At 32.5% G+C, this 23,144-nt stretch carries 20 protein-coding genes, 1 pseudogene and 1 riboswitch; of the genes and pseudogenes, 7 read left to right on the top strand and 14 right to left on the bottom strand.

What is annotated here, in order from left to right; translation table 11 throughout:
* A pseudogene (locus GA0061080_RS12870) lies at positions 1 to 306 on the top strand (hypothetical protein); the annotation flags it as partial.
* Between the two features lie 26 nt (positions 307 to 332).
* On the opposite strand, the gene asmA reads toward GA0061080_RS12870, so the two are convergent.
* The 3 genes from asmA to mltA form a co-directional block, all read right to left on the bottom strand.
* Positions 333 to 2,219, bottom strand: coding sequence for an outer membrane assembly protein AsmA (gene asmA, locus GA0061080_RS00005; RefSeq protein WP_091118927.1), 1,887 nt, complete (start codon positions 2,217 to 2,219; stop codon positions 333 to 335).
* Positions 2,220 to 2,252: 33 nt separating this feature from the next.
* Positions 2,253 to 2,834, bottom strand: a complete 582-nt coding sequence (dcd, locus tag GA0061080_RS00010; protein WP_091118931.1) for a dCTP deaminase — start codon at positions 2,832 to 2,834, stop codon at positions 2,253 to 2,255.
* 71 nt (positions 2,835 to 2,905) lie between these two features.
* Positions 2,906 to 4,003 (bottom strand): murein transglycosylase A, encoded by a 1,098-nt coding sequence (gene mltA / locus GA0061080_RS00015; protein WP_091118935.1) that lies wholly within the window; start codon positions 4,001 to 4,003, stop codon positions 2,906 to 2,908.
* Positions 4,004 to 4,204: 201 nt separating this feature from the next.
* Here mltA and cycA point away from each other — a divergent pair, with 201 nt between their 5' ends.
* A complete protein-coding gene (gene cycA / locus GA0061080_RS00020) occupies positions 4,205 to 5,578 on the top strand; it encodes a D-serine/D-alanine/glycine transporter (protein ID WP_091118939.1) in 1,374 nt (457 codons plus the stop codon).
* Positions 5,579 to 5,627: 49 nt separating this feature from the next.
* Here cycA and GA0061080_RS00025 read toward each other — a convergent pair whose 3' ends face one another.
* Positions 5,628 to 6,644: a TerC/Alx family metal homeostasis membrane protein gene (locus GA0061080_RS00025; protein WP_065635265.1), complete on the bottom strand. Its 1,017-nt coding sequence runs from the start codon at positions 6,642 to 6,644 to the stop codon at positions 5,628 to 5,630.
* A gap of 181 nt (positions 6,645 to 6,825) precedes the next feature.
* Between GA0061080_RS00025 and dacB the strand changes: the two genes are divergently transcribed.
* Positions 6,826 to 8,262: a serine-type D-Ala-D-Ala carboxypeptidase gene (gene dacB / locus GA0061080_RS00030; protein ID WP_091118943.1), complete on the top strand. Its 1,437-nt coding sequence runs from the start codon at positions 6,826 to 6,828 to the stop codon at positions 8,260 to 8,262.
* A gap of 73 nt (positions 8,263 to 8,335) precedes the next feature.
* Here the strand turns inward: dacB and GA0061080_RS00035 are convergent, their stop codons facing one another.
* The gene (locus GA0061080_RS00035) at positions 8,336 to 10,171 is read right to left on the bottom strand and encodes an ABC transporter ATP-binding protein (RefSeq protein WP_091118947.1); all 1,836 of its coding nucleotides are present in this window, start codon (positions 10,169 to 10,171) and stop codon (positions 8,336 to 8,338) included.
* Between the two features lie 914 nt (positions 10,172 to 11,085).
* A complete protein-coding gene (locus tag GA0061080_RS00045; protein ID WP_167349144.1) occupies positions 11,086 to 11,775 on the bottom strand; it encodes a LexA family transcriptional regulator in 690 nt (229 codons plus the stop codon).
* A 626-nt stretch (positions 11,776 to 12,401) separates the two neighbouring features.
* Between GA0061080_RS00045 and GA0061080_RS00050 the strand changes: the two genes are divergently transcribed.
* Both GA0061080_RS00050 and GA0061080_RS00055 read left to right on the top strand, forming a co-directional pair.
* A complete protein-coding gene (locus GA0061080_RS00050) occupies positions 12,402 to 12,581 on the top strand; it encodes a Sec-independent protein translocase subunit TatA (protein WP_034909727.1) in 180 nt (59 codons plus the stop codon).
* 15 nt (positions 12,582 to 12,596) lie between these two features.
* Positions 12,597 to 13,781 carry an FAD-dependent monooxygenase gene (locus GA0061080_RS00055; RefSeq protein ID WP_034909725.1) on the top strand — a complete coding sequence of 395 codons (1,185 nt, stop codon included), beginning with the start codon at positions 12,597 to 12,599 and terminating at the stop codon, positions 13,779 to 13,781.
* Positions 13,782 to 14,023: 242 nt separating this feature from the next.
* Here GA0061080_RS00055 and mutY read toward each other — a convergent pair whose 3' ends face one another.
* From mutY to raiA, 3 genes are all read right to left on the bottom strand, one after another.
* A complete protein-coding gene (gene mutY, locus GA0061080_RS00060; RefSeq protein WP_091119245.1) occupies positions 14,024 to 15,064 on the bottom strand; it encodes an A/G-specific adenine glycosylase in 1,041 nt (346 codons plus the stop codon).
* 5 nt (positions 15,065 to 15,069) lie between these two features.
* Positions 15,070 to 16,221 (bottom strand): bifunctional chorismate mutase/prephenate dehydratase, encoded by a 1,152-nt coding sequence (gene pheA / locus GA0061080_RS00065; RefSeq protein WP_091118958.1) that lies wholly within the window; start codon positions 16,219 to 16,221, stop codon positions 15,070 to 15,072.
* A gap of 100 nt (positions 16,222 to 16,321) precedes the next feature.
* Positions 16,322 to 16,654 (bottom strand): ribosome-associated translation inhibitor RaiA, encoded by a 333-nt coding sequence (raiA, locus tag GA0061080_RS00070; RefSeq protein ID WP_065589529.1) that lies wholly within the window; start codon positions 16,652 to 16,654, stop codon positions 16,322 to 16,324.
* Between the two features lie 314 nt (positions 16,655 to 16,968).
* On the opposite strand from raiA, the gene trmJ reads away from it, so the two are divergent.
* Positions 16,969 to 17,658, top strand: coding sequence for a tRNA (cytosine(32)/uridine(32)-2'-O)-methyltransferase TrmJ (gene trmJ / locus GA0061080_RS00075; protein WP_439330208.1), 690 nt, complete (start codon positions 16,969 to 16,971; stop codon positions 17,656 to 17,658).
* A gap of 116 nt (positions 17,659 to 17,774) precedes the next feature.
* Here the strand turns inward: trmJ and cysS are convergent, their stop codons facing one another.
* Positions 17,775 to 19,172, bottom strand: a complete 1,398-nt coding sequence (cysS, locus tag GA0061080_RS00080) for a cysteine--tRNA ligase (protein ID WP_091118965.1) — start codon at positions 19,170 to 19,172, stop codon at positions 17,775 to 17,777.
* Positions 19,173 to 19,285: 113 nt separating this feature from the next.
* On the opposite strand from cysS, the gene GA0061080_RS00085 reads away from it, so the two are divergent.
* A complete protein-coding gene (locus GA0061080_RS00085; RefSeq protein WP_091118969.1) occupies positions 19,286 to 19,618 on the top strand; it encodes a hypothetical protein in 333 nt (110 codons plus the stop codon).
* A gap of 47 nt (positions 19,619 to 19,665) precedes the next feature.
* On the opposite strand, the gene GA0061080_RS00090 is transcribed toward GA0061080_RS00085, so the two are convergent.
* From GA0061080_RS00090 to mog, 4 genes are all read right to left on the bottom strand, one after another.
* On the bottom strand, positions 19,666 to 19,908 hold the full coding sequence (locus GA0061080_RS00090) for a GlsB/YeaQ/YmgE family stress response membrane protein (protein WP_065636280.1): 243 nt from the start codon (positions 19,906 to 19,908) through the stop codon (positions 19,666 to 19,668).
* A 241-nt stretch (positions 19,909 to 20,149) separates the two neighbouring features.
* Positions 20,150 to 21,514: a lysine-sensitive aspartokinase 3 gene (lysC, locus tag GA0061080_RS00095; RefSeq protein WP_091118973.1), complete on the bottom strand. Its 1,365-nt coding sequence runs from the start codon at positions 21,512 to 21,514 to the stop codon at positions 20,150 to 20,152.
* A 74-nt stretch (positions 21,515 to 21,588) separates the two neighbouring features.
* Positions 21,589 to 21,762, bottom strand: a riboswitch (Lysine riboswitch).
* Positions 21,763 to 21,870: 108 nt separating this feature from the next.
* Positions 21,871 to 22,329 carry a transcriptional regulator ArgR gene (argR, locus tag GA0061080_RS00105; RefSeq protein ID WP_091118979.1) on the bottom strand — a complete coding sequence of 153 codons (459 nt, stop codon included), beginning with the start codon at positions 22,327 to 22,329 and terminating at the stop codon, positions 21,871 to 21,873.
* A gap of 163 nt (positions 22,330 to 22,492) precedes the next feature.
* Positions 22,493 to 23,071 carry a molybdopterin adenylyltransferase gene (mog, locus tag GA0061080_RS00110; RefSeq protein ID WP_091118982.1) on the bottom strand — a complete coding sequence of 193 codons (579 nt, stop codon included), beginning with the start codon at positions 23,069 to 23,071 and terminating at the stop codon, positions 22,493 to 22,495.
* Positions 23,072 to 23,144 lie beyond the last annotated feature (73 nt).

The raw sequence follows: 23,144 nt of genomic DNA on the forward strand, positions 1-23,144 counted from the left end.
TACACAGAAAGTCATCACACGCCATATCTGGGAAGTAGATAAAGAGAAAGCCAACGAGATTCGTTTAAGCCAGTGGGGTAAAAAAGTCTATGCTCGGCGAAAACAGACTATAGACCGCAGGTTCAAATGCAGTGTTTATTGGCTGCAACGGCTCAAAATATCAAGAAAATAGCGATAAAGCTATTTTTGTTACGTTTTTTTAAGCTATTTTTTAATTTATTTAATAAAATCCAAATTAAAAATCCTATTTATGGTTTAAATAAAAAAATAAACCCCGAATTATATCGAGGTTTGTCATCAATCTGAGGTGAGTCAAACTCACCTTTTTATTGCTATTTTCTTAGCAACCCACCTAAGATATCGGCTGCTTTTGATTTAGATTTTGAATGATCTTTCGAATTATGATTGTCTAATTTGTCACGGAGTTTTTCTAAACGTTCTTGTAATTTATCACTTATAACATCGGTAAGTAATTTACTCATATCAATTTGGTAATGAAGTTTAGTAAATTGACCATAAATACGTAGTGGTATTGTCAACTTTTGTAGTTTTGCAATCGTTTCATTTTTAGCGTTCCAACCACCTAACATTTTCAAGTTCAAATTAATATCCAAATCTTGTTTTAAGATTCCAACTTGTCCTGAACCATTAATAACATCAAGTATTTCAGAATTAGCATTTAATGTTGAAAACTCCAAGTTACCTTGTTTCAAATAGCCATTAACCGTAATTTTATGAAATTCGGTATATTTTTTTTGATTTTCTGGTGTTGTGGCTTCTTTAGAATATTTAGCTGCTGCATGTTGGATGATGCTTTGAATATTTAAATTATTGAGTCTTGCATTAGTCACAACAATAGCAAGATTACCTTTTAAGCTAGCTAAAAGTGTTGAACCAACTAAACTATTACTTTCTAAATCCCCTGTAGCGTTAAATAAACCTTCAAGATCATGAGCTATATCTATTTGATTAAAAAATGAATTTAAATCAATATTAGTTATTTTAGTATTAAGCTTCATTAGGGTATTTTTTTGTTTGCCATTTGCTAAACCTGTTGCAACTATACGACCTTTGGCAAAATCAAAACTAATATTTTTAAATATTGCAATACCGTCATTATTAGTAATATCAACATCAATATTATTTAATCTTATTTTGTTAGCATTGAGCTGTTTAATACTTAACTTAGCTTTAGCATCAAAAGTATTTAAAAAACTTAATTCATTATTGGTTTTTGTGATATTTGATACCACCGGTGATGTTTGTTGAGTTGGTACCTTTTTATTTGATTTTTCATCTATTTTTAAAAATGAATAAAGATCAATTTTATCTGAATTTACCTGAAAATCTATATATGGTTTACTGGCTAAATCAGCATTGATATAGCCAGTAAAATAATTTCCATTAACTGAAAAAGATAAATTTTGGCTTTTTAACGACCTTGCGGCCTGTTGATAGTTAAATACGCCATTTATATTGCCTTTAAGTTCTTTGGCCGAGTTAGCAATCCCTTTATATGTGAAATCAAACTTTTTTAAGTCAATTATTGCTTGTTCCGGAAATTGATTTAGATCGACATTAGCAAGTGCTATATATGATAAATTTTGTTGATTTTTATCTATATTACCACTTAAATTAATGGAAATATTTTTATTATTATTTTGTTCTATTATCAAATTAATATTTCTAAAATTAATTAAATCGTTTTTATGTTTGAACACCACTGTACTATCAATAACTTCAAATTTATTTAAACTAAATTGCCAATTAGATGATTTTTTTGAATCTTTCGAGTTAGTTGATTCATTAGCAGCAGCGGTAGAATTAGATGGTGTTTTCACCTCATTTTTCGCAACAGATCCTTTACTTTCATCGGTAATGTTGATGATTGCTGATTTTATAAATATGTTTTTAACTGATAATTTTTTTGAGAAAAGAGGAAGTAACTCAACATCAAGCCTCATATTATCTGCTGTTAAAATAGGTTTGGCGGCATCAGTCTCAGATAGTTTTACTGAATCGGTTAAAATACTCACTTGTGGCCATATATGCCAACGCAAATTACCATCAATAGATAATTCATAACCTGTTTTATCTTTCACTGTATCTGAAATAAATCCGCGAAAGTTGTTAGGATCTACAAAAATAATAAGTGAAAAAATGCTAATTAAAATAGCTAGAATTAAGGTAAATAGAATAATCAATATTTTTTTGATCATATTAAAGTTCCTTTATTAAGGCATATAAAATGCTTAGTCTTTATCAATACGACTGGCAACTGCTCCATGTTGGTCTTTATATTTTGCATCTTGCCTTCGATTATATGGTCTTGCAGCAGATCCTGTTAGTGTTTCAAAACTGAGTGCTCCGATTGTCATGCCAGGTCTAAGTGCTAATGGAATTTTTCCTGAATTGTAAAATTCTAACACAATCTGCCCCTGCCAACCAGGATCGATACGATGAGCTGTAACGTGAACCATAAGCCCTAGTCTGGCAAGCGATGAACGGCCATCTAACCAACCAACCAAATCATCAGGAATAGTGACTGATTCTAATGTTACCGCTAATGCTAATTCACCAGGATGAAGGTAAAAGGCATCTCCTTCTGATAATACTATTTCTTCACTCATTACTCGTTCTAGCACTGCTGACACTTCTTCTTTAGGCCCACTTAAATCTATATAGGGCGTTGTATGTTCGCGAAAAGTTCGAAATTGATTGCTCAATCTAACATCAACCGTTGCACCATTGATACAACTTGCTGCGGGTTGTGGTATTATTTTTAATTTACCATTTTGTAAATATGCTTCGATATCTCTGTCACATAATCTCATGAGTTATCCTTAATTCAAGCCTATATTACTTTATTCTAACAGTTTCTTTTAATGGCGTCGATGTTAGTTGTTTAAGGTTTTAGTACCCATGCACGTCCATAATGGTTATAGTATCCCGCTAATTTTCCTGGTTTATCACCAACTCCTAAATAAAGGTCAAAATGCTGACCTTTTATAGCTCCACCAACATCAAGAGCAACCATAAGTCGAGTTTCTCGTCTACCTCGATATTGGCCATCATCATCAAGAAGTGGTACATCAACTAATACTACAGCTCCTATAGGAATTATAGACTTATCTGAAGCAACCGATGCGTTCGCCACTAAAGGTACTTCAGCAGCACCTATGACCTCGGCATTATATTGTGGTTCGAAAAAAACAAATGAACGGTTTTGAATTAATAAAGATTTAAGTTGTTCTTCTTTTTGATTTTCTGCCCAATCTTTAATTGATTGTATAGACATATTTTCTTTTGTTATTTCACCTTGCTCAACTAATAATCTTCCTATACTTGAATAACTATGATTATTTTTACCTCCATAGCAAAAAAAGACTAAAGGTGAACCATCTTCAAAATCAATATAAGCACTACCTTGCACTTCCATAATAAAGTTATCCATTAAAGAGTTACTATAAGCGATTTCAAGATCCTTTCCTGCTAATGCACCATTATAAATTTGCTCACGATTGGGTAATTGCTCTCCACTACTAGTGGGCATTTTGTAGATAGGATATTTAAATTCTGCTGTTGGTTGATGTCTTGCTTTGATTATTGGCGTGTAATAACCCGTTAAATGTACATTACCGTATCCATCTTGTCCAACCATTTCATAACTATTAAGTCCAACTTTATAAAATTCATCAGTTTTTAAAGAATGATTAATCCATTCATTTATAGCTTTATATATATGTTCATTTTTACGATACAAAGCAGGAGATGACGATTTAATTTTTTCAACTTGAATAATATAGTCTGATATATTGATGGGAGTATTTAATCGAGGATAATTTATATTAAGTGGTAAAGATAATTGCCCATCTTTATATTGCTGGCCTTGATTAGTTGGTTTATTTGAATTTTTTAGAATAGTTATTAAAAAAAATAAAATAAATAAAGCACATAAAATACATAAAAAATAAAAACAATAATAACGAATGTTTTGTTTCATCTGGGTAAATAATTATAATAAGTTAAAGAATATAGCTATTTATGCTACACAATTCTATTATAAGAAACTACCAATAAATATAATATAGTTATAAAAATTTTTCATAACAATTAGGCTTGCGATTTTATTCTATAGACTTTATAGTCCTAAATTCTTATTTAGAAAATTGAAAATTTGTGAATATAAAAGGAAATAATAGCGATGAGCATTACATCCTCAAAGCATGATCTAAAGAGAAACCTTTCTAACCGTCATATTCAATTAATCGCAATTAGTGGAGCAATTGGTACTGGCTTATTTATGGGGTCAGGAAAGACTATTAGCCTTGCCGGACCTTCTATTATTTTTGTCTATATGATTATTGGTTTTATCCTTTTTTTTGTTATGCGTGCAATGGGGGAAATTCTTCTTTCTAATTTGAAGTATAAGTCGTTTAGTGATTTTGCCAATGAGCTTTTAGGTCCTTGGGCTGGATTTTTTACAGGTTGGACTTATTGGTTTTGCTGGGTTGTTACAGGGATCGCCGACGTTGTTGCAATTGCTGGATATGCACAACATTGGTTTCCCGAGTTACAATCCTGGATACCAATGTTGTTGACAGTTGTTTTATTATTAACTTTAAACTTATTAACAGTAAAAATGTTTGGTGAGACAGAGTTTTGGTTTTCAATGATTAAGATTGTTGCAATTTTAGCGCTCATTGGTATTGGACTAGTACTGATTTTAACTGCGTTTCATTCCGAGCAAACAAATACCACCGCTGCATTCTCTAATCTATGGAAATATGGTGGTTTTTTCCCTCATGGTACTATGGGTTTTTTTGCAGGATTCCAGATTGCTATTTTTGCTTTTGTGGGAATTGAATTAGTTGGTACAACGGCAGCTGAAACCGTTGACCCAAGTAAAAACTTGCCTCGTGCTATTAATTCAGTACCTGCACGAATTATCTTTTTTTATGTTTTTGCTTTAATCATTATTATGAGTGTAACACCGTGGGGATTTATTTCGCCAAATAAAAGTCCTTTTGTTGAGTTATTTACCTTAATTGGTCTGCCTGCTGCAGCAAGCATCATTAATTTTGTCGTACTAACATCTGCAGCATCTTCAGCTAATAGTGGTATCTACTCAACAAGTAGAATGTTATTTGGACTAGCTAAAAAACAAGATGCTCCAGAACCCTTTGGTAAGTTATCAAGCCGTTCGGTGCCAGCAAATGGTTTATTATTTTCGTGTAGTTGTTTATTTAGCGGCGTTGTATTGATTTACTTAGTACCTAATGTAATGGAAGCTTTTACCATAGTCACTACAATTTCAGCTATTTTATTTATGTTCATTTGGTCGATGATTCTTATTTCTTATATTGCTTATCGTCGTAAAAAAGATAATTTGCATCAGCAATCTCAATTTAAAATGCCAGGTGGAATTTTGATGAGTTATGTTTGTTTAGTTTTTTTTGCTTTTATGATTGTGTTACTTAGTTTTGAGGCTGATACTCGTCAAGCGTTAGTGGCTACACCTATTTGGTTTATTATTTTAGGGATCAGTTATTATATTCGCTCTTTAAAACGTACTTAACTCTAATAAATGGCAGGGGGACCTGCCTATGATTTATATAACATTAATTTTAATCTTTTTCTGGCCAAATAATACTGGCAATGACACCTAAAGCAAGTATACCTAAAATGATATAAAGACTTGTAGTTGCATCTATATCAATACCATACCCAAATAGGTGATTACTTGCATTTAAAGCTAATTTTCCTGCAATAAAAAAAAGTAAACAGGTAACCGCTTTACCAATGTGAACTAAATATTGCTTCATTGCTTGTAAAATAAAATACATTGTTCTAAGGCCTAAAATGGCAAAAATCATGGCACTATAAACGATTAACGGTTCTTGACTAACAGCGATCACAGCAGGAACTGAATCAAATGCAAACATGACATCACTAAGTTCAATTACAACAATACATAAAAATAGTGGTGTAGCATAAAAAAAACTTTTAGGTATTTTACCAACTAAATTACTATTTTCAGGTTTTGTAAGTTCTGCATCAAGTTGCTTTTGTGATAATAAAAAACGATGGCCAACAATTTTGGGATAAGATGGAAAAATACGTTTGGCGATGCGGAAAGCAAAGTGATTTGAGTAATCTTTTATATTTTGTTCATTGTCTTGATTTCTCAACATCATTACTCCTGTGCAAGCAACCAAAATTGAAAACACAAATTCCATCCAAGGACCTAAATATAGCAATCCTGTACCAAGGATAACAAATATGGCACGAAATATAATAGCACCAATAACTCCCCAATAAAGTAATCGATGACGATAATTATTTGGTACTGAAAACCATGAAAAAATAGCCATAATTACAAACAAATTATCGACTGATAAAGCTTTCTCAAGAACGTAACCAGTAATAAATAAACTAGCCACCTCTCGGCCATGATGGATGTATAAAAATAGAGCAAATGCTAATGCAACTATTACCCAAAATACTGACCAGATAATAGCATTGTTTAAACTGATAGATTTATCGCTATGATGGGCATATAAATCAATAATAATTGCAGCCAAGGCTAGTCCAATAAATACCAACATCGTTTCTATTGGAAAACCTAATGAATGTTGAATCATAATTATATTACCTAGTTTCAAAAGTTATATGGGGTTAATTTTGCTTTTTGTTATGTTGCATTTTTCAATCGTACATAATTATAAAAGTGCTTGAGTATATATTGCTAGCTAAATCAAAAAAAGTTATATTTGCAACTCATATTTAACTGTTTTTATTTAATAACATTTTGAGCCAATATTCATGATAAAATTCAAGGTAATTATTTTTTTCCTTTTCTCTTTTTTTTCTGGATTATTAAATGCACAACCAGTAGAACCTTATCTATCTTCTTTACCTAAAGGAAGTGATTTATCAATTTTGGTTCAATCGGTGGGGACTAAACCTAAGACAATAGCAAAATATAAAAGTGATCAATTTAAACAACCAGCAAGTACTCAAAAGCTCATAACTGCTTTAGCCGCTCAACTTGAGCTAGGCAGTGATTTTCGATTTATAACTCGTATACAAACCAATGGTTCAATAAGTAAAAAGCAGTTAAATGGTGATCTAATTATTCAATTAAGTGGTGATCCAACGTTTACTCGAGCTCAATTAAAAAATATGATTGCTACTTTACGTCAGAAAGGTATTGAAAAAATTGTAGGAAATATAATTTTAGATACTTCAATTTTTACAAGCCATGACAAAGCTCAAGGGTGGTCATGGAATAATTTAACAGCTTGTTATAATGCCTCTCCATCGGCAGCAATTATTGATGATAACTGTTTTTATGCAACAGTGACACCAGGTAAAGTAGGCGAAAAGGCCTCTATTTCTGGACCGACTAATATTCCAGTTGTAGTTATAGGTAGTGTAAAAACTATTGCAAAAAATAGCAAAGATATCAATGATAGGTATTGTGAATTAGATGTTACTTATTCATATAAAAATCGATATTATCTATCAGGCTGTATTGACGCAGGTTCAGATAAAATACCATTAAAATTTGCGGTGGTTGATGGTGTTGAGTATTTTTCTACTATTTTAAAAAATGAACTTAAATTACAAAAGATAACTTACACAGGATCGAGCATTGAAATCAATCAAAGGACTAACTCAAAGTTAACTTTATTAGCATCTAATCAATCAGCGCCACTTTCTGATTTATTAACTGTAATGCTCAAAAAATCAAAGAATCTGTATGCCGATGTTATTTTTAGAACTTTAGGTGCACATTATTATAATGTCCAAGGTACATGGCGTAATGGTGGTGATGCAGTTAAACAAATTTTACGCAAAAAAGCAGGTATTGATCTTGAAAACTTAGTGATTGCTGATGGTTCTGGTTTATCTCGATTAAACTTGGTAAGTGCAGACAAATTAATGGAAGTTTTACAATATATTGCAGCCCATGATGAACAATTAAGAATTATTGAGAAACTACCAATTGCTGGGGTTGATGGAACTTTACAAAATCGCAAGAGTTTTAACCAAGCACCTTTTAAGGATTCGATACGTGCTAAAACTGGTTATATTCAAGGATGCTATAATTTAGCTGGATTTATACAAAAATCTGATGGTAAATATATGGCTTTTGTGCAGTTATTATCAGGTTACCATGCGGATAATCAAAGCGGTTCTAAAAATAGTGCAATTATGCGCTTTGAATCAGAGTTTTATAAAAAATTTATTAACTGATTGGTGAAAGGACACATAGTTGTTATATGAAAATAACAATGTGTCCTAATTTATTTGTTAGTAAAGTATAAAATCAAACACTCTGCCCTAAGAACCCACCGCTTTGATGTTTCCAAAGTTGTGCGTATAATCCATTTTTCTTAAGCAATTCTTGGTGAGTTCCTTGTTCAATAATTTTACCTTGATCGAGTACAACTAATCTATCCATTGCCGCAATGGTTGATAAACGGTGAGCAATAGCGATCACCGTTTTCCCTTCCATTAATGTGTATAGGCTTTCTTGAATTGCTTGTTCAATTTCAGAATCTAGCGCACTTGTTGCTTCATCTAATAATAAAATAGGCGCATTTTTAAGAATGACGCGTGCAATGGCAATTCGTTGTCTTTGGCCACCCGATAATTTTATCCCTCGTTCACCAACAAATGCGTCATACCCAACTCTACCATTTGCGTCAACTAATGCTTGAATAAAGTTATCAGCGTGTGCTTTTTGGGCCGCGATAATCATTTGGTCTTCAGTCGCTTGATTGTTACCATAGAGCAAGTTTTCTCGAACTGTTCGATGTAGTAATGACGTATCTTGTGTAACCATACCAATTTGAGATCGTAGGCTTTCTTGGGTGACAGTTGTAATATCTTGTCCATCAATTATAATTTTGCCACTTTGTAAATCATAAAAACGGAGTAACAAATTGATAAGTGATGATTTTCCTGCTCCTGAACGACCAACTAAACCAATTTTTTCACCTGGTTTTATCGTTAGATCTAAATTTTTAATTATTGAACTTTGTTTTTTTTCATCATAGCTGAAATTAATATGTTTAAACTCGATTTTTCCTTCAGTTACATTAAGTTTAGAAGCATTAGGCTGATCGACAACACTTTTAGTTATAGAAAAAGTATTAATACCATCTTTCACAACACCAATATTTTCAAATAGGGCTGTCATTTCCCACATGATCCAGTGTGAAAAACCATTTAATCGAAGCGCTACAGCTGTTGTTGTTGCAATTGCTCCAACACCAATTAATTGATTTGTCCATAGCCATAAGGCAACGCCTGTTGTGCTTAATACTAACAAAACAGATAATAAATGATTAACAATTTCAAAACTACTGACTAAGCGCATTTGCTTATTAACAGTAACTAAAAACTCATCCATTGATTCTTGAGCATATTTTGCCTCATTACCAGAGTGAGAAAATAGTTTGACTGTCATAATATTGGTATAGGCATCTGTTACACGCCCTGTCATCGTAGAACGAGCATTAGCTTGCATACTAGCGACTTTACTTAAGCGGGGAATAAAATAATACGTGGATATACCATAGATTAGACACCAAGATACAAATGGTATTAATAACCAAATATTTAACTGCCCGATAATAGTTGCCATAGTAATAAACGAAATCAAAACATAGATAAAAATATCTGTCACTAAAAAGCAAGTATCACGAACCGCAAGTGCTGTTTGCATGACTTTTGCTGATATTCTTCCTGCAAATTCGTCTTGAAAAAAACGCATACTTTGATTTAGCACTAATCGATGTAGGTTCCAGCGCATTCGCATTGGAAAATTTCCAGCAAGGCATTGATGTTTAATAATGGTTTGTAGTCCAATAATAATGGTGCTTGCTAAAGTGATTAAGGCTAACAGCATTAATGTTGTTTTTTCTTGTTGCCAAAATTTGTTAGGCTCAACAGCAGCAAGCCAATCAATAACTTTACCTAGAGCCGCATATAAAAAAGCTTCAAAAGCTCCAGCTAATGCACTAAAAATAATTAATAATAGTAAAAATAATCGAGTTCCTTTAGTTGATTGCCAAATGAAACTAAAAAAATTTTTAGCCATAGGTTTAGGTTCATCTTTTGGATAAGATGACACCAATTTTTCAAAAAATTGATACATATCAGGCCTAATTGATAATAAAAATTTTAACAGTGATATTGTCAATAATATAGAAAAATACAAGGGTAGCAAATAGATGTAAATACATTTTCATTAAAGTTTTATGCAATATCTTAAATAAAAAGTGAAAAATTATATAATTGTGAATGCAGATATTAAAAATAATAAATAACTTATGAGCAAATAAATTTTAAATATTTCCTCAATTTTATATTATGTGTAGCAATTGCTCGTGTTATTTACAAAAATTTGAAAAATAACTGTTACTAATTTGGCTAAGCGCGTTATGGTTTCCCGACCATTTATAACGTGATAAATAAGGTTCGATTAGAATTTTTGTCCCTTTTTGTTGGAAAAATGAACGTTATAAACCCATCAGTTAGGTATTAACTGTTTGTTTAAAAATCGAAAAATCCATTGAAAATAAATTAAGACGACAAGCTAAAGGCGATAACAAAACTTATCCTAGATAAATGCGACAGGCTGATACCTAAGGTTTTCCTTTACTGAAAAATCAAACAAAGCAGCAGACTAGAGAATATTTGCTTTTACATATCCATTTGATTTTATTAATTTTTATACATAAACGTAGCACGCTCCTGAAACTTTTTAACAGAATTATAATCCCTTGATTTATTTAGATGAACTGTGTGATAACCGGTATGTCAAGCAAAAATCACCTGCCCACAAATGAATGGAAAAGCTGAAATAGTGATACATACGTTAATGGGAAGTTATAGCATCAGCCAATATTTAACGACTCAAAAAAGAAAACAAAGGCTCAAACGCTTGATTAATTTTTATAGTGCCGTTAAACCTTATAAAGCAATGTTAGGAAAACACCTTAGCTTTTTTAAAGGATTATTTTAACCATGAAGTATAAACAACTTGGCGTTTTCCTACAATTAAGAGTATTAAAAAATATCTTTAATAATTAGTACAACGCGCCCAACAATATGATATTTATGAAAATCATTCTTGGGTACTTCAATGGTAGGGTGTTGACTATTATTACAAATTAGCAACCATCCATCGAGAGTTAAGCGTACCTTTCTTAAAAAAGTTATATCTTCATATTCAATTAGGTAGATAGCCCCATCAACAATATCATTTATTTCAGTGTTAAGAATTAGACCATTATTGTTTTCTATATCTGGCGACATTAAATCACCTTTAGCCCAGTATATGATTAACCTTTTAGCATCTAAACCACGATGTTTGACCCACCCCTCAATAATGGGATAGTTCATTACAGGAGGTGTTTCTCTAATAAAACGTTCCTTTTGTGCCTCTTCTTTAGTTGGTAATTGTTTTTTATAGACAGGAATTCGATAAATATTTTCGTTGTAAACATCTTCTTCGTCTTTCGAATCCACAAATTCTTGTCTATGGCCGGTGGCAAGCCAATTGAAAGATACATTACATTTTTCAGCAATAACTTCTAGACGAATAAGTGACGGGTAGGTTTTACCCGATAAATAATCTCTAATGACTGTTTCAGACATATCGCATTTTTTCGCGAAGGCGGAAATAGATAAGCCCTGCATTGAGCTGTGTAATCTGTCTTTAAATGTTTTGACATTATTATTTTTAGTTACTTTCATCTTCATCTCATTATTTTTCCAGTGTAATTTTATTAATTATAATGTATTTTTTGCGATTTTAAACAGCAAATAGTGTGAAAAGTTAACCAAAAAACAAATTTTCTTACTTAATTTGCTTTTTGGTTATTTATACTTTTACTTTCTATTTTTTTCTGTATTTTACTTTTTAAGTAGTGATATTTTTAGGAAATAAAGAGGTTTTTTTTCTATTTTATCTTTCGTGTTTTTCTGTTAAAAAAAATATTTAAATGATAACAATCTCTTTTTTTAAATGTTTTTGATATTAATCAAATGCATCCTAAATAGTCATCTATTATTAATTTATTGTTTTTATTTATTTTATTCTTTTGGGTTAATAATTGAACAAATAAAAACAAATAAAAAACAAATAAAAATATTGACTCAAGCGAAAAAAAATGGATAATAAGCAGGGTAAGGATTTTTCATTGTTTTCTTTCCTTATATTCCTTATATTTCATGTTGGCCTGTATAGTTTTATACAGGTCTTTTTTTATTTTTGAACTATTCATGAAATCCCTTCATAAAAAGAGTATAATCAGTATTCTATAAAACTTGCTTTAAAGCTTATCCTAACAGAGCGTTATATTTATTGAGAGGATTTGATTATGTCTTTTAGTATTCCACATCTTTTAGTGTTTCTTGCCGTGGTGATTTTATTATTTGGCACTAAGAAGTTACGTAATTTAGGTTCGGATCTTGGTTTAGCGCTGAAGGGTTTTAAAAAAGCGATGAATGATGACGAAGTTGAATCAAAAAGTGATAATAAGTTAGATGATAATAAATAGTTGCATTTATTTAGTATGAATTTACAATTTGACGTAGTAATTGTTGGTGGTGGATTAGTTGGTTTAGCCACTGCTTGTGCACTTAGCCAATGTGATTTAAACATTGCGATTATAGATACTAAACTTTGTCAGCATGAATTCTTGCCTCATGCTGAAATAAGTATTAGAGCTTCTGCTATTAATGGCGCTAGCCAGCGCTACTTTTCAAAAATTGGTATATGGGATGATTTATGTAATAGCAAGCGTGTACAGGAATTTACTGAGATAGGTGTATGGGAAAAAAATGGTCAAGCTCATTTGTCTGCCCAAGCCAAAGATTACGGTTATTCTAATCTTGGATACATAATTGAAAATAATGTCATTTCTCATTATCTTTACCAGTTTGCCTTAAACTGTTCGAATATTAAAATTTATAGCCATGAAGCAGTTGATTGTACATTTAATGATGATTTTGTCTTTTTGACACTTGCAAATAAAGCTGTTTTACAAGCTAAATTAATGATAGGGGCTGATGGTGCTCATTCTTGGGTGCGTAGGAGTGAAAATATTTCTGTTCTTGAGCGTGATTATCTTCATCATGCTGTGATTACAACTGTTCAAACTGAATATCCTCATCAATCCTGTGCTAGGCAAGTGTTTTATCCCAATGGAATTATTGCTTTTCTTCCTCTTTGGAATGTAAATAAAAGTTGTTTAGTTTGGTCGACAAAACCAGATAATGCGTCTACTTTAACTTCACTTTCTGAATCAGAATTTTCGAACGAATTATTTCGGTTGACTGGTGATAAAGTCGGTAAATGCCAGTTAATTAACCCTAGAATGGTATTCCCATTAAAAGCGCGATTTGCTAAACAATTTATTAAGCATCGGTTAGTACTTATTGGCGATGCTGCTCATACTATTCACCCTTTAGCAGGACAAGGGGTAAATTTAGGTTTTCAAGATTCTGCTTTATTAGTTTCAACCATTAAACAATTAATTGAAACTAATAAAGATATTGGGCTTGTAAAAAATTTAAAATCATTTGAGTTTAATCGTCGCAAAGATGCGTTAGTTATGCTCACGGCCATGCAAACTATTCAAGATATGTTTAATGGTGATAATTTGTTGAAAAAGACGTTAAGAACAATTGGTATGAATGTTATTGATAATAGTCAGCTATTAAAAAAGCAACTGATTAAATATGCTATGCATATTTAATTTAAACCTATATCTAGTTATTATTGTGGCTGTCAAAAACTTTCAGGTAAGTATGTGTTTCAGTATAAAAAATAAATTATGATACTTAATAGATTAAGAATCTATTTCAGAAATAACAATCCAACCATAAAATAAGTAAACTGAACTAAAGCCGCATGATCTAATGTGCTTAGCAAATTATAGTTAAACAAGAATAATAATGATGCACTAAAAAGTGCACCAATATTGATAATAAATCGTGACTAAATTGTTTGTTTTAATAAGTTATAAACAGGGGTAGCAAGACCTATTTTTGCGTTGTTAGATTTTAGTTTATACCAATAGCCACTATGTTCATTAAAACATTTTGTATACTTGGTAATGACACAATAAATAGGAAAGATATCTAAGTGAAAATGACTAAATGTGTGGCGAAATGCAACAAGTTGCTTTGGTGCTGTTGTTTCGATACCTTGTTTTTTTAACCAGTCAGTTATTGCTTGTTTACTTGAAAATTGAGGAAAACAATACAATCCTCCCCAAATACCAGACGGAGGCCTTTTTTCAAGCCAAATTGTATGATCATATTCCAGCATTAAAAAATAGGCTGTCTTTTTGGGAATGGCATTTTTAGTTTTTTTTGTGGGATAGAGTTGCCAGCTTTCGGTTTTATATGCTAGACAATGGGTTTGCAATGGACATAAGGAGCATTTAGGTTTAGTGCGTGTGCAAACCATAGCCCCAATATCCATCATAGCTTGATTAAATTTTGCTACCTTATGTTTCGGTGTGACTTGTGCACTTAATTGCCAAAGTTTATTTTCGACAGTTTTAATACCCGGCCAACCTTCAACAGCAAAATATCGGGTTAAAACACGTTTTACGTTGCCATCTAAAATTGGATAATGTTGATTTTGTGCAAGAGATAAAATTGCACCAGCTGTTGAGCGTCCTATGCCTGGAAGTACGACGACATCATCGAACTTTGTAGGGAACATGCCATTAAATTTATCCACAATTAATTGTGCTGCTTTATGTAAATTACGTGCTCTTGCATAATAACCAAGTCCTGTCCAAAGATGCAATACATCATCAATTGGCGCTTTTGCTAAATCTGTTATTTGTGGGAAGTGCTCAATAAAACGGTTAAAGTAAGGAATAACCGTTGCAACTTGGGTTTGCTGTAGCATCACTTCAGACAACCAAACATGATAAGAGCTTTTTTCGACCTGCCATGGTAGCGATTTTCTGCCATATTGTTCATACCACGTCAGGACAGCTTGCGGAAAGTATTGTATTGTCATAGCCATTACATTGCAGCAACAATAGAATCACTAGGATAGCAACCTAGTACCTTAGTATATAAAGTCATTGATGCCAATTCTTTGAGAGCTGTTTGCATTTCATAAGAATGAATGTTACCTTGCAAATCGATATAAAACATCTCTTCCCAAGGCGTACCATGAATTGGACGTGATTCAAGTTTAGTCATAACAATGTTATGGTTACGTAATACCGATAGCGCATCAACTAAAGCACCTGCTTGCTGACCTGTTTTCATGAGAATTGTGGTTTTAGCCGGGATTTGATCAGATACTTCTATCGGCTGACGAGCTAACACAATAAAACGAGTAATGTTTTCTTTTTGGTTAGCAAAATTATGTTCAAGGACTTGTAGTCCATATAATTCACCACCATCTTTATTACCCATAGCTGCAACATTAGGTTGATTCAATTTAGCTACAGTTTCCATTGCTGATGAAGTACTATCGCAGTATATGATTTTCCAATGAGGATAGTTCTCTAAGAAATTACTACATTGCTGGAATGGTTGTGGATGGCTATAAATAGTATCGATTTGCTCTAGCTGTGAATTTTGTATAGCAAGAACACAATGATCAATAGGTAAAGAGAGCTCACCAATAATATGCAGATTAGTTTTTTGCAATAAATCATAAACTTCATTAATTGAGCCAGAACTTGAATTTTCTATTGGTAAAATTCCATAATCTACGGCACTATTTTCGACTTGTTCAAAAATCTCTTTAAAGGTTGAACAGCTTAATTCAATCATTTCATCTAAGTGAGTGCTAGCATAGCGGCGAGCAGCAGAATGCGAATAAGATCCTTTGGGGCCTAAAAAGGCAACTTTGGCTGTGGTGATTGTGCTGAGATTAAGCTTTTCTTGCAAGATTTTTTGTTGTAATAGTACAGAATCTTCAATAATTAATTGATATAAGCGTTTAATGAAAATATCATCAAGATGATAGTCTTTGCCTTCATTGATTAAGGTTCTGATAAGTGAACGTTCACGATCAATATCACGCACAGGAATGTTTGCTTCAATTTTCGTATGAATTACTTGCGTTGAAAGTTGGCGCCTCTGGGCAATAAGCTCTAACAATGTTTTATCTAATTTATTAATTTTATCTCGCAAAGATAATAAAGGATTTGTAGCCATTTTTTATTAGTTATTTAAAAAAGATAGTTTGTATTATAACAAGCAAAAAAATAAAGGCACCATCAAAGTGCCTTTTTATTCAATCAAGAAAATTAACAAATTAAATTTCTTCTTCTAATACTGCGTCTTTTATGCTGTTAACCGCACGCCGAGATTCATTTTTGTGTTGTAGTTTATTAAGTTGTTTTTCAAGCTTATCAATAAGGTCATTTATTGCAGCATACATATCAATATGTTTGGCAGAGGCAACTAATGAAGTTCCTTTGGTAGCAATTGTTGCATCAACAATAAATCCATCTGGTTCTTTCGATAAAATAAAATGAGGGTTGATTAACAGTGCTCTCCATTTATCTAACTTCGAAAATTTATCTTCTAGATAGCTACGAATAGCAGGGGTAACTTCCATTTGTTTACTGGTAATACTTAAAGTCATAATTGACCTCCTCTTTTTTATCAACAAAGTTAATTTTAATGTTGTTATTACATTGGCAAATTATTTTAGTCTCGTTAATAAGATTTTTGTTTTTGCCTGATTTTTATTAGTTTAATTTTAAAATAGATTTCATTGACTAAATATTGCATAACATGTGGACGGGATGAAACTGATTTTACCATGGTTTTAATATATACTGTATTAATAATTATTTAGTTTATCCTATGTTATAGGTAATTTTCAATAATGAGGACAATGTGAGTTATTTAGATAATGTGAAGATTGTTTTGGTTGAAACGTCTCATACAGGCAATATGGGCTCTGCTGCGAGAGCAATGAAAACTATGGGATTAACTAACCTTTGTTTAGTTAATCCGATCATAAAACCTGATTCTCAATCGATTTCGTTAGCTGCAGGTGCCCGTGATATTATAAAAAATGCACAAATCTTTTCTTCACTTGAACAAGCCATTGCTGATTGTACTTTAGTGATTGGTACTAGTGCGCGTTCTCGTAGTTTACAGTGGCCATATTTAACTCCCAAAAAGTGTGGCGATAAGATTATTCAAGAAGCCTCAAATCTCCATACTCAAGTCGCTTTGGTATTTGGGCGTGAGCGTGTTGGTTTAACTAATGAAGAATTGCAAAAGTGTCATTACCATGTTGGAATTCCAGCTAACCCTAGTTATAGTTCTTTAAATCTTGCTATGTCGGTACAGGTTTTGTGTTATGAAATTCGTATGTCAATGCTCAATCTTGAAGATAAGCAATCTGAGAGGGAAAATGAGAATATGGCTGAAACTGAGTTTCCTATAGATGCTGATATAGAGCGCTTTTACCAACATTTAGAACAAACTTTATTACAGACAGGCTTTATTAATGCCAATCATCCAGGGCAAATTATGGGGCGTTTGCGTCGATTATTTACACGTGCACGTATTGAACAACAGGAACTAAATATTTTGCGAGGCATTTTAACTTCGATTAATAAAATTTTGCATTGATGACACATAGAAACACCCACAGATTTGTGGGTGTTATTTTAAGGTTGATACTGTTTAATATAGTACCTTATCTAATATATTACCTTATCTATTAATCAAAATATCAATTCTAAGTATTAGCTATTAGCTTTTTTACGCCATGTTGTGCCGTTTGCACTGTCTTCAAGGACAATATTCATTGCATTTAATTTGTCACGAGCCTCATCGGCCTGCGACCAATTTTTGCTTGCTCTTGCTTCGTTACGTTGTTTTATTAATGCTTCAACTAATGCAACATCAACATCATCTTGCTTATCGCCCTGTAAAAATTTAACAGGATCTTGCTCTAATAATCCAAGTACTGCTGATAAATAACGTAATTCAGCTGCTAATTCATTTGCGAGGAGCATATTATTATCGGCTTTGGCTTTGTTTATTTCACGAGCCAGATCAAAAAGCGTTGAATAAGCTTCTGGTGTATTAAAGTCGTCATCCATTGCATTACAAAACTGGCGATAATAATTACTGTCAGGTGTTGTATGTGGATGATTCGCATCAGTATCACGCAAGGCTGTATATAGTCGCTCAAGTGCTATTCTTGCTTGTTTTAAATTATCTTCACTATAATTTAATTGGCTACGGTAATGACCAGATAATAAAAAATAACGTACTGTTTCAGCATCATAATGCTTTAATACATCACGAATAGTGAAAAAATTATTGAGTGATTTTGACATTTTTTCTTGATCGATCATCACCATACCCGAGTGCATCCAATAATTGACATATTGCCCATCATGAGCACAAGTTGATTGGGCAATTTCGTTTTCGTGATGTGGAAACATTAAATCTGAACCACCACCGTGAATATCAAAGTGATTACCTAATTGATAGCTGTTCATTGCTGAACATTCAATATGCCAACCAGGGCGCCCTTTACCCCATGGGGAATCCCAACTTGGTTCGTTAGGTTTTGACATTTTCCATAATACAAAATCCATTGGATTACGTTTAACATCAACCACATCAACACGAGCACCAGCTTGTAGCTGCTCTAAATTTTGGCGAGATAACATACCGTAATTCGGATCGCTGTCTACCGAAAACATGACATCACCATTATTGGCAATATATGCATGTTTTTTTTCGAGAAGCTCTTCAACTAATTTGATAATTTGTGGCATATGATGAGTTGCACGAGGCTCTATATCAGGCCGACGAATATTTAGTGCATCAAAATCGGTATACATTTCTTGTAGCATTCTATCTGTAAGTTGCTCACAGGTTTCACCATTTTCGAACGCACGTCTAATTATTTTGTCATCAACATCAGTAATATTACGAACATAAGTTAAATCGTAACCTAAAAAACGTAAATAACGTGCGACAACATCGAAAGCAACGAAAGTACGTCCGTGACCAATATGACAAAGATCGTAAATTGTCACTCCACAAACATAGAGTCCAACTTTATTAGGGGTAATAGGTTGGAATATTTCTTTCTCGCGTGTTAATGTATTGAATATTTTTAGCATTATAATTACTATTTATTAATAAGTGATTTTTAAATATTAATATAACAAAAATCTAGATACGGCGAAATTACTTATTAACATCTTTACAACAAAAATGAAAGGAAATATTGGTTATGCTATTTGATATTTTTGATGTCATAAGGGTAGGTTTGGAAGCTACAGGTATTGCTCTTGATGCTAAACCTAAAAATAAAGTTATGAAAATTTTATATTGGTTAGTATTAATTGCTATAACAATAGTTTTTTTTATATTTATTAATACTATAACAAAAATAGATATTATTTACTTTATACCAGTACTTTTCGTCTGTTTTATTTTTGCATTAATTACATTTGGCATTTTATGTTTAATGATATTTTTTTTCTTATGTTTAGGCTATGTTTGTTTTTGGATATTAAAAAAATTGTTTGAATTGATGGCAAAAATAATTTCTTTGCTTATATAAATCAAACTTGGCGGAAGAACTCAACCAAGTTTGATTGAGACATAATTTTATTTTAAAAGACGATAAAGATATATCAGTAAAATAGCACCCAAAACAGAAATAAATAAACTTGGGAAATTAAATCCTGTCACACTACCCCAACCAAAGAAGGTGCTAATATACCCACCCACTAAGGCCCCAGCTACACCTAATAAAATAGTTTTAATCACTCCTACACGTCCAAGTGGCATAAAAAACTTCGCAATCCAGCCGGCAATTAATCCTAGAACTATCCAACTAATGATACCCATGATTATTTCCTTTTGTTATTGAAATTAAAGTTAGTTTACTCAAATATATTAAAAAATCTAACAGATGCTGATGTTCAATGTAATAGTTTTAACCGATTGTTCAAAAGTCAGAAATGATATGTAAAATATAAAGATTATTAATTTTAATATTCGGTGTGTTTTCATTTTTTAACGAGGTTATAATAAAAACAAGTAAATATTAGTAATGAAATATAAGGGAGATTTAATCCCCCTTTTAATCTTATTGTTCGAAAATTGTTTTATGTAGAATTTTAATAATTGACTCGGCATCATTGCTTTTTGCTAATAAGCAAAGATTGTGTGTACTTGCTCCATAACAGCAAAGCCTAATAATAAACTCATCTAATACACCAAACACTTCTTTTGGTATGCCTCGTGTTGAGGTTAAGTTATTGCCTATGATCGCAATTAGTGCTAAGTCTTCCTCTACAGTTACATTACAAACTGTTGATAGTTCATTAAATAATTCTTTTGTTAATAAACTGTTACCGTTGGTGTTAGTACCTGTGGTATCAATAGTTAATGCGACACTTACTTCTGATGTAGTAACTAAATCAACAGAAATATTATGCTTGGCTAATATCGTAAACACATTTGCAAGAAAACCTTGCGCATGTAACATATTTAAACTGGTTAGGGTTAGTAAAGTTTGTTTACGGCGTAATGCTAAAGCTCTAAATACGGGTAATTTAGATGTAATGCTGTTTGTGTTGTAAACAATTGTTCCTCCTTCTTGAGGCGCTTTGCTTGAACCAACAAAAACTGGGATATTGCTACGCACAGCGGGTACTAATGTTGCAGGGTGCAACACTTTTGCACCAAATGTTGCCATTTCTGTTGCTTCGGCAAAAGATATTTCATCAATACGTTTAGCCGCTGGAGTAATGCGCGGATCGTTAGTATAAATTCCTGCCACATCAGTCCAAATGTCAATTTGAGTTGCATTTAATGCTTCACCTAATAAAGCAGCGGTATAGTCGCTACCACCGCGCCCTAAGGTTGTAGTTTTTCCTGAACTTTCACTACCTATAAATCCTTGTGTTACTATGATATTTTGATTGTTTAGTGATTTTAAATGTGCACAGCAAAGTTGTTTAATATCTTCAATTTTAGGTGTGGCTTTACCAAATTTATTATCAGTGCGCAATACTTTACGTACATCAAACCATGTAGTATTTTTTTGCTTTTCTTTTAATATCTCCACAAAGAGTTTGGAAGACATTATTTCACCGTGACTAACAAGTTCATCAGTTAATGCTGGCGATGTAGCTAAACTTGCCGCTTCTGACAATGAGGCTATATTAGCAATGATTTGGTCTATTTCATTTCGGAGTTCGGGGTTTTCAGGTAGCTGTTCTAAGATGTTGTATTGGATAGATTGAATTTTTGCAATATGTTGAGAGCGAACATCGGTATCACGACCTTCTGCTAATGCAACTAACAAATTGGTCACGCCGGCAGATGCCGATAACACTACAACTTTAACATTAGGATTAGCGATTACAATATTGGCACTATTTACCATTGCTGGATAATCGGCAACACTAGTACCACCAAATTTAGCAATTACAAATGATGTTTCCATGGATTCCTCATATTAAAAATTTTTATTTTTAACAGAGTTAGAGCGGGCATGTTCTATTTATAATTAAAAAGTACAAACCATGAAGCGCTCCACCTGTTAAGGTGACAACCCAAGGGATTCAGCCCTTGCAGTCGATTTGATTACTTCTGGATGGGTAATCAAACCTCGGCATTACGTCCCCTCGATCATTTATTAGTGGTTCCAGGCCCTAAAATGACTTACCTGAGTAATGCGCCTCTTCGTTTTGCAACTTCTGTTACGAAATCAGCACTATATAGGATTAACGATTTTATCAATTGTGTCAATAGTTTAAATACCAAAAATTATTTGGTTGTAATATAGTGAAATTGAAAGATTTATAGCTCTCGTTCAAACAATTCAATAATGGTTTGATATAATTTTTTTACTGTACATTCTTTAGTTGGTGTACTAAAGATTGTATCATCACCCGCAATTGAACCTAAAATACCTTCTGATTTACCAATTGAATCTAGTAATCGAGCAATGAGTTGGGCGGCACCAGGGCTAGTACGTATCACTACCATTGAACTATTGAAATCAATATCAATCACTAAGTTTTTTAATGGACTACTAGTTGTTGGTACGCTTATTTCTGCAGGTAAACAGTAGACCATTTCGGATTTTGCATTCCTGGTTCTCACCGCACCAAATTTGGTTAGCATACGTGAAACTTTTGATTGATTAATGTTATCAAACCCTTGTTCTTGTAACGCTTGTACGATTTCTATTTGTGAACTAAACTTCTCTTGACGAAGCATCTCTTTAAATGTTTTTGTGAGATTAGCTTGTTTCATAATGTTCCTTGGCGTCTAATTTGTTACTCTTTACTGCTAATAAATGTAGTTATAAGGCTCATAATAAAGTCTAATTGATATTTAAATCAAAATAACTACTACCAATTTTAATGTATCAGTAGTAATTATTATATACATAATTATGCGTTAAATATGCATAAAATTAAAGCGTTGATTTAATCGCACCCTTCGGTCTATAAGATTTTACTATTTGGTCATAGGTTTCAATATAAGGTCCTTCTAGTAGTTGTATACAATAAGGGATACTAGCAAATATGCCACTGACAATAACATTACCTTGATCATCTTTAATACCCTCAAGTGTTTCTTTAATTGATTTTGGTCTACCTGGTAGGTTGATGATTAGACATTTTTTGCGAATAACACCAACTTGCCTAGATAAAATAGCAGTTGGTACAAAATGTAAACTGATCTGACGCATCTGTTCACCATAACCAGGCATTACACGATCGGCGATTGCTAATGTTGCATCAGGGGTTACGTCTCTAGTTGCAGGACCTGTGCCACCAGTAGTTAAGATTAAATGGCAATGTTGATTATCAACAAGTTCGCATAATGTTTGTTCAATAACAACTTGTTCATCTGGAATAATATGGTTTTTGGTTGTAAATGGTGTTTTCAGTGCTGTTTGTAACCATGATATTAATGATGGTATGCCTTCATCTTGGTAAACGCCACTTGAGGCCCTATCTGACACTGAAACTAATCCAATCTTAAACATGATACTTATACCTTAAACAATAAATTAGACGCAGATTGATAATTAAAGATACGTTATTAGTATTTAATTAATA

The sequence above is a fragment of the Gilliamella intestini genome (assembly GCF_900094935.1).
Classification (GTDB): Bacteria; Pseudomonadota; Gammaproteobacteria; order Enterobacterales; family Orbaceae; genus Gilliamella; species Gilliamella intestini.

What these genes read in the sequence shown, in the direction of transcription:
- mutY (WP_091119245.1), bottom strand. Translation starts at nt 15,064, where the DNA reads ATGACAATACAATACTTTCCGCAAGCTGTCCTGACGTGGTATGAACAA.
- GA0061080_RS00045 (WP_167349144.1), bottom strand. Translation starts at nt 11,775, where the DNA reads ATGAAAGTAACTAAAAATAATAATGTCAAAACATTTAAAGACAGATTA.
- mltA (WP_091118935.1), bottom strand. Translation starts at nt 4,003, where the DNA reads ATGAAACAAAACATTCGTTATTATTGTTTTTATTTTTTATGTATTTTA.
- lysC (WP_091118973.1), bottom strand. Translation starts at nt 21,514, where the DNA reads ATGGAAACATCATTTGTAATTGCTAAATTTGGTGGTACTAGTGTTGCC.
- trmJ (WP_439330208.1), top strand. Translation starts at nt 16,969, where the DNA reads ATGGGCTCTGCTGCGAGAGCAATGAAAACTATGGGATTAACTAACCTT.
- GA0061080_RS00085 (WP_091118969.1), top strand. Translation starts at nt 19,286, where the DNA reads ATGCTATTTGATATTTTTGATGTCATAAGGGTAGGTTTGGAAGCTACA.
- GA0061080_RS00050 (WP_034909727.1), top strand. Translation starts at nt 12,402, where the DNA reads ATGTCTTTTAGTATTCCACATCTTTTAGTGTTTCTTGCCGTGGTGATT.
- GA0061080_RS00055 (WP_034909725.1), top strand. Translation starts at nt 12,597, where the DNA reads ATGAATTTACAATTTGACGTAGTAATTGTTGGTGGTGGATTAGTTGGT.
- GA0061080_RS00035 (WP_091118947.1), bottom strand. Translation starts at nt 10,171, where the DNA reads ATGTATCAATTTTTTGAAAAATTGGTGTCATCTTATCCAAAAGATGAA.
- argR (WP_091118979.1), bottom strand. Translation starts at nt 22,329, where the DNA reads ATGAAACAAGCTAATCTCACAAAAACATTTAAAGAGATGCTTCGTCAA.
- GA0061080_RS00025 (WP_065635265.1), bottom strand. Translation starts at nt 6,644, where the DNA reads ATGATTCAACATTCATTAGGTTTTCCAATAGAAACGATGTTGGTATTT.
- cycA (WP_091118939.1), top strand. Translation starts at nt 4,205, where the DNA reads ATGAGCATTACATCCTCAAAGCATGATCTAAAGAGAAACCTTTCTAAC.
- cysS (WP_091118965.1), bottom strand. Translation starts at nt 19,172, where the DNA reads ATGCTAAAAATATTCAATACATTAACACGCGAGAAAGAAATATTCCAA.
- asmA (WP_091118927.1), bottom strand. Translation starts at nt 2,219, where the DNA reads ATGATCAAAAAAATATTGATTATTCTATTTACCTTAATTCTAGCTATT.
- GA0061080_RS00090 (WP_065636280.1), bottom strand. Translation starts at nt 19,908, where the DNA reads ATGGGTATCATTAGTTGGATAGTTCTAGGATTAATTGCCGGCTGGATT.
- raiA (WP_065589529.1), bottom strand. Translation starts at nt 16,654, where the DNA reads ATGACTTTAAGTATTACCAGTAAACAAATGGAAGTTACCCCTGCTATT.
- mog (WP_091118982.1), bottom strand. Translation starts at nt 23,071, where the DNA reads ATGTTTAAGATTGGATTAGTTTCAGTGTCAGATAGGGCCTCAAGTGGC.
- pheA (WP_091118958.1), bottom strand. Translation starts at nt 16,221, where the DNA reads ATGGCTACAAATCCTTTATTATCTTTGCGAGATAAAATTAATAAATTA.
- dacB (WP_091118943.1), top strand. Translation starts at nt 6,826, where the DNA reads ATGATAAAATTCAAGGTAATTATTTTTTTCCTTTTCTCTTTTTTTTCT.
- dcd (WP_091118931.1), bottom strand. Translation starts at nt 2,834, where the DNA reads ATGAGATTATGTGACAGAGATATCGAAGCATATTTACAAAATGGTAAA.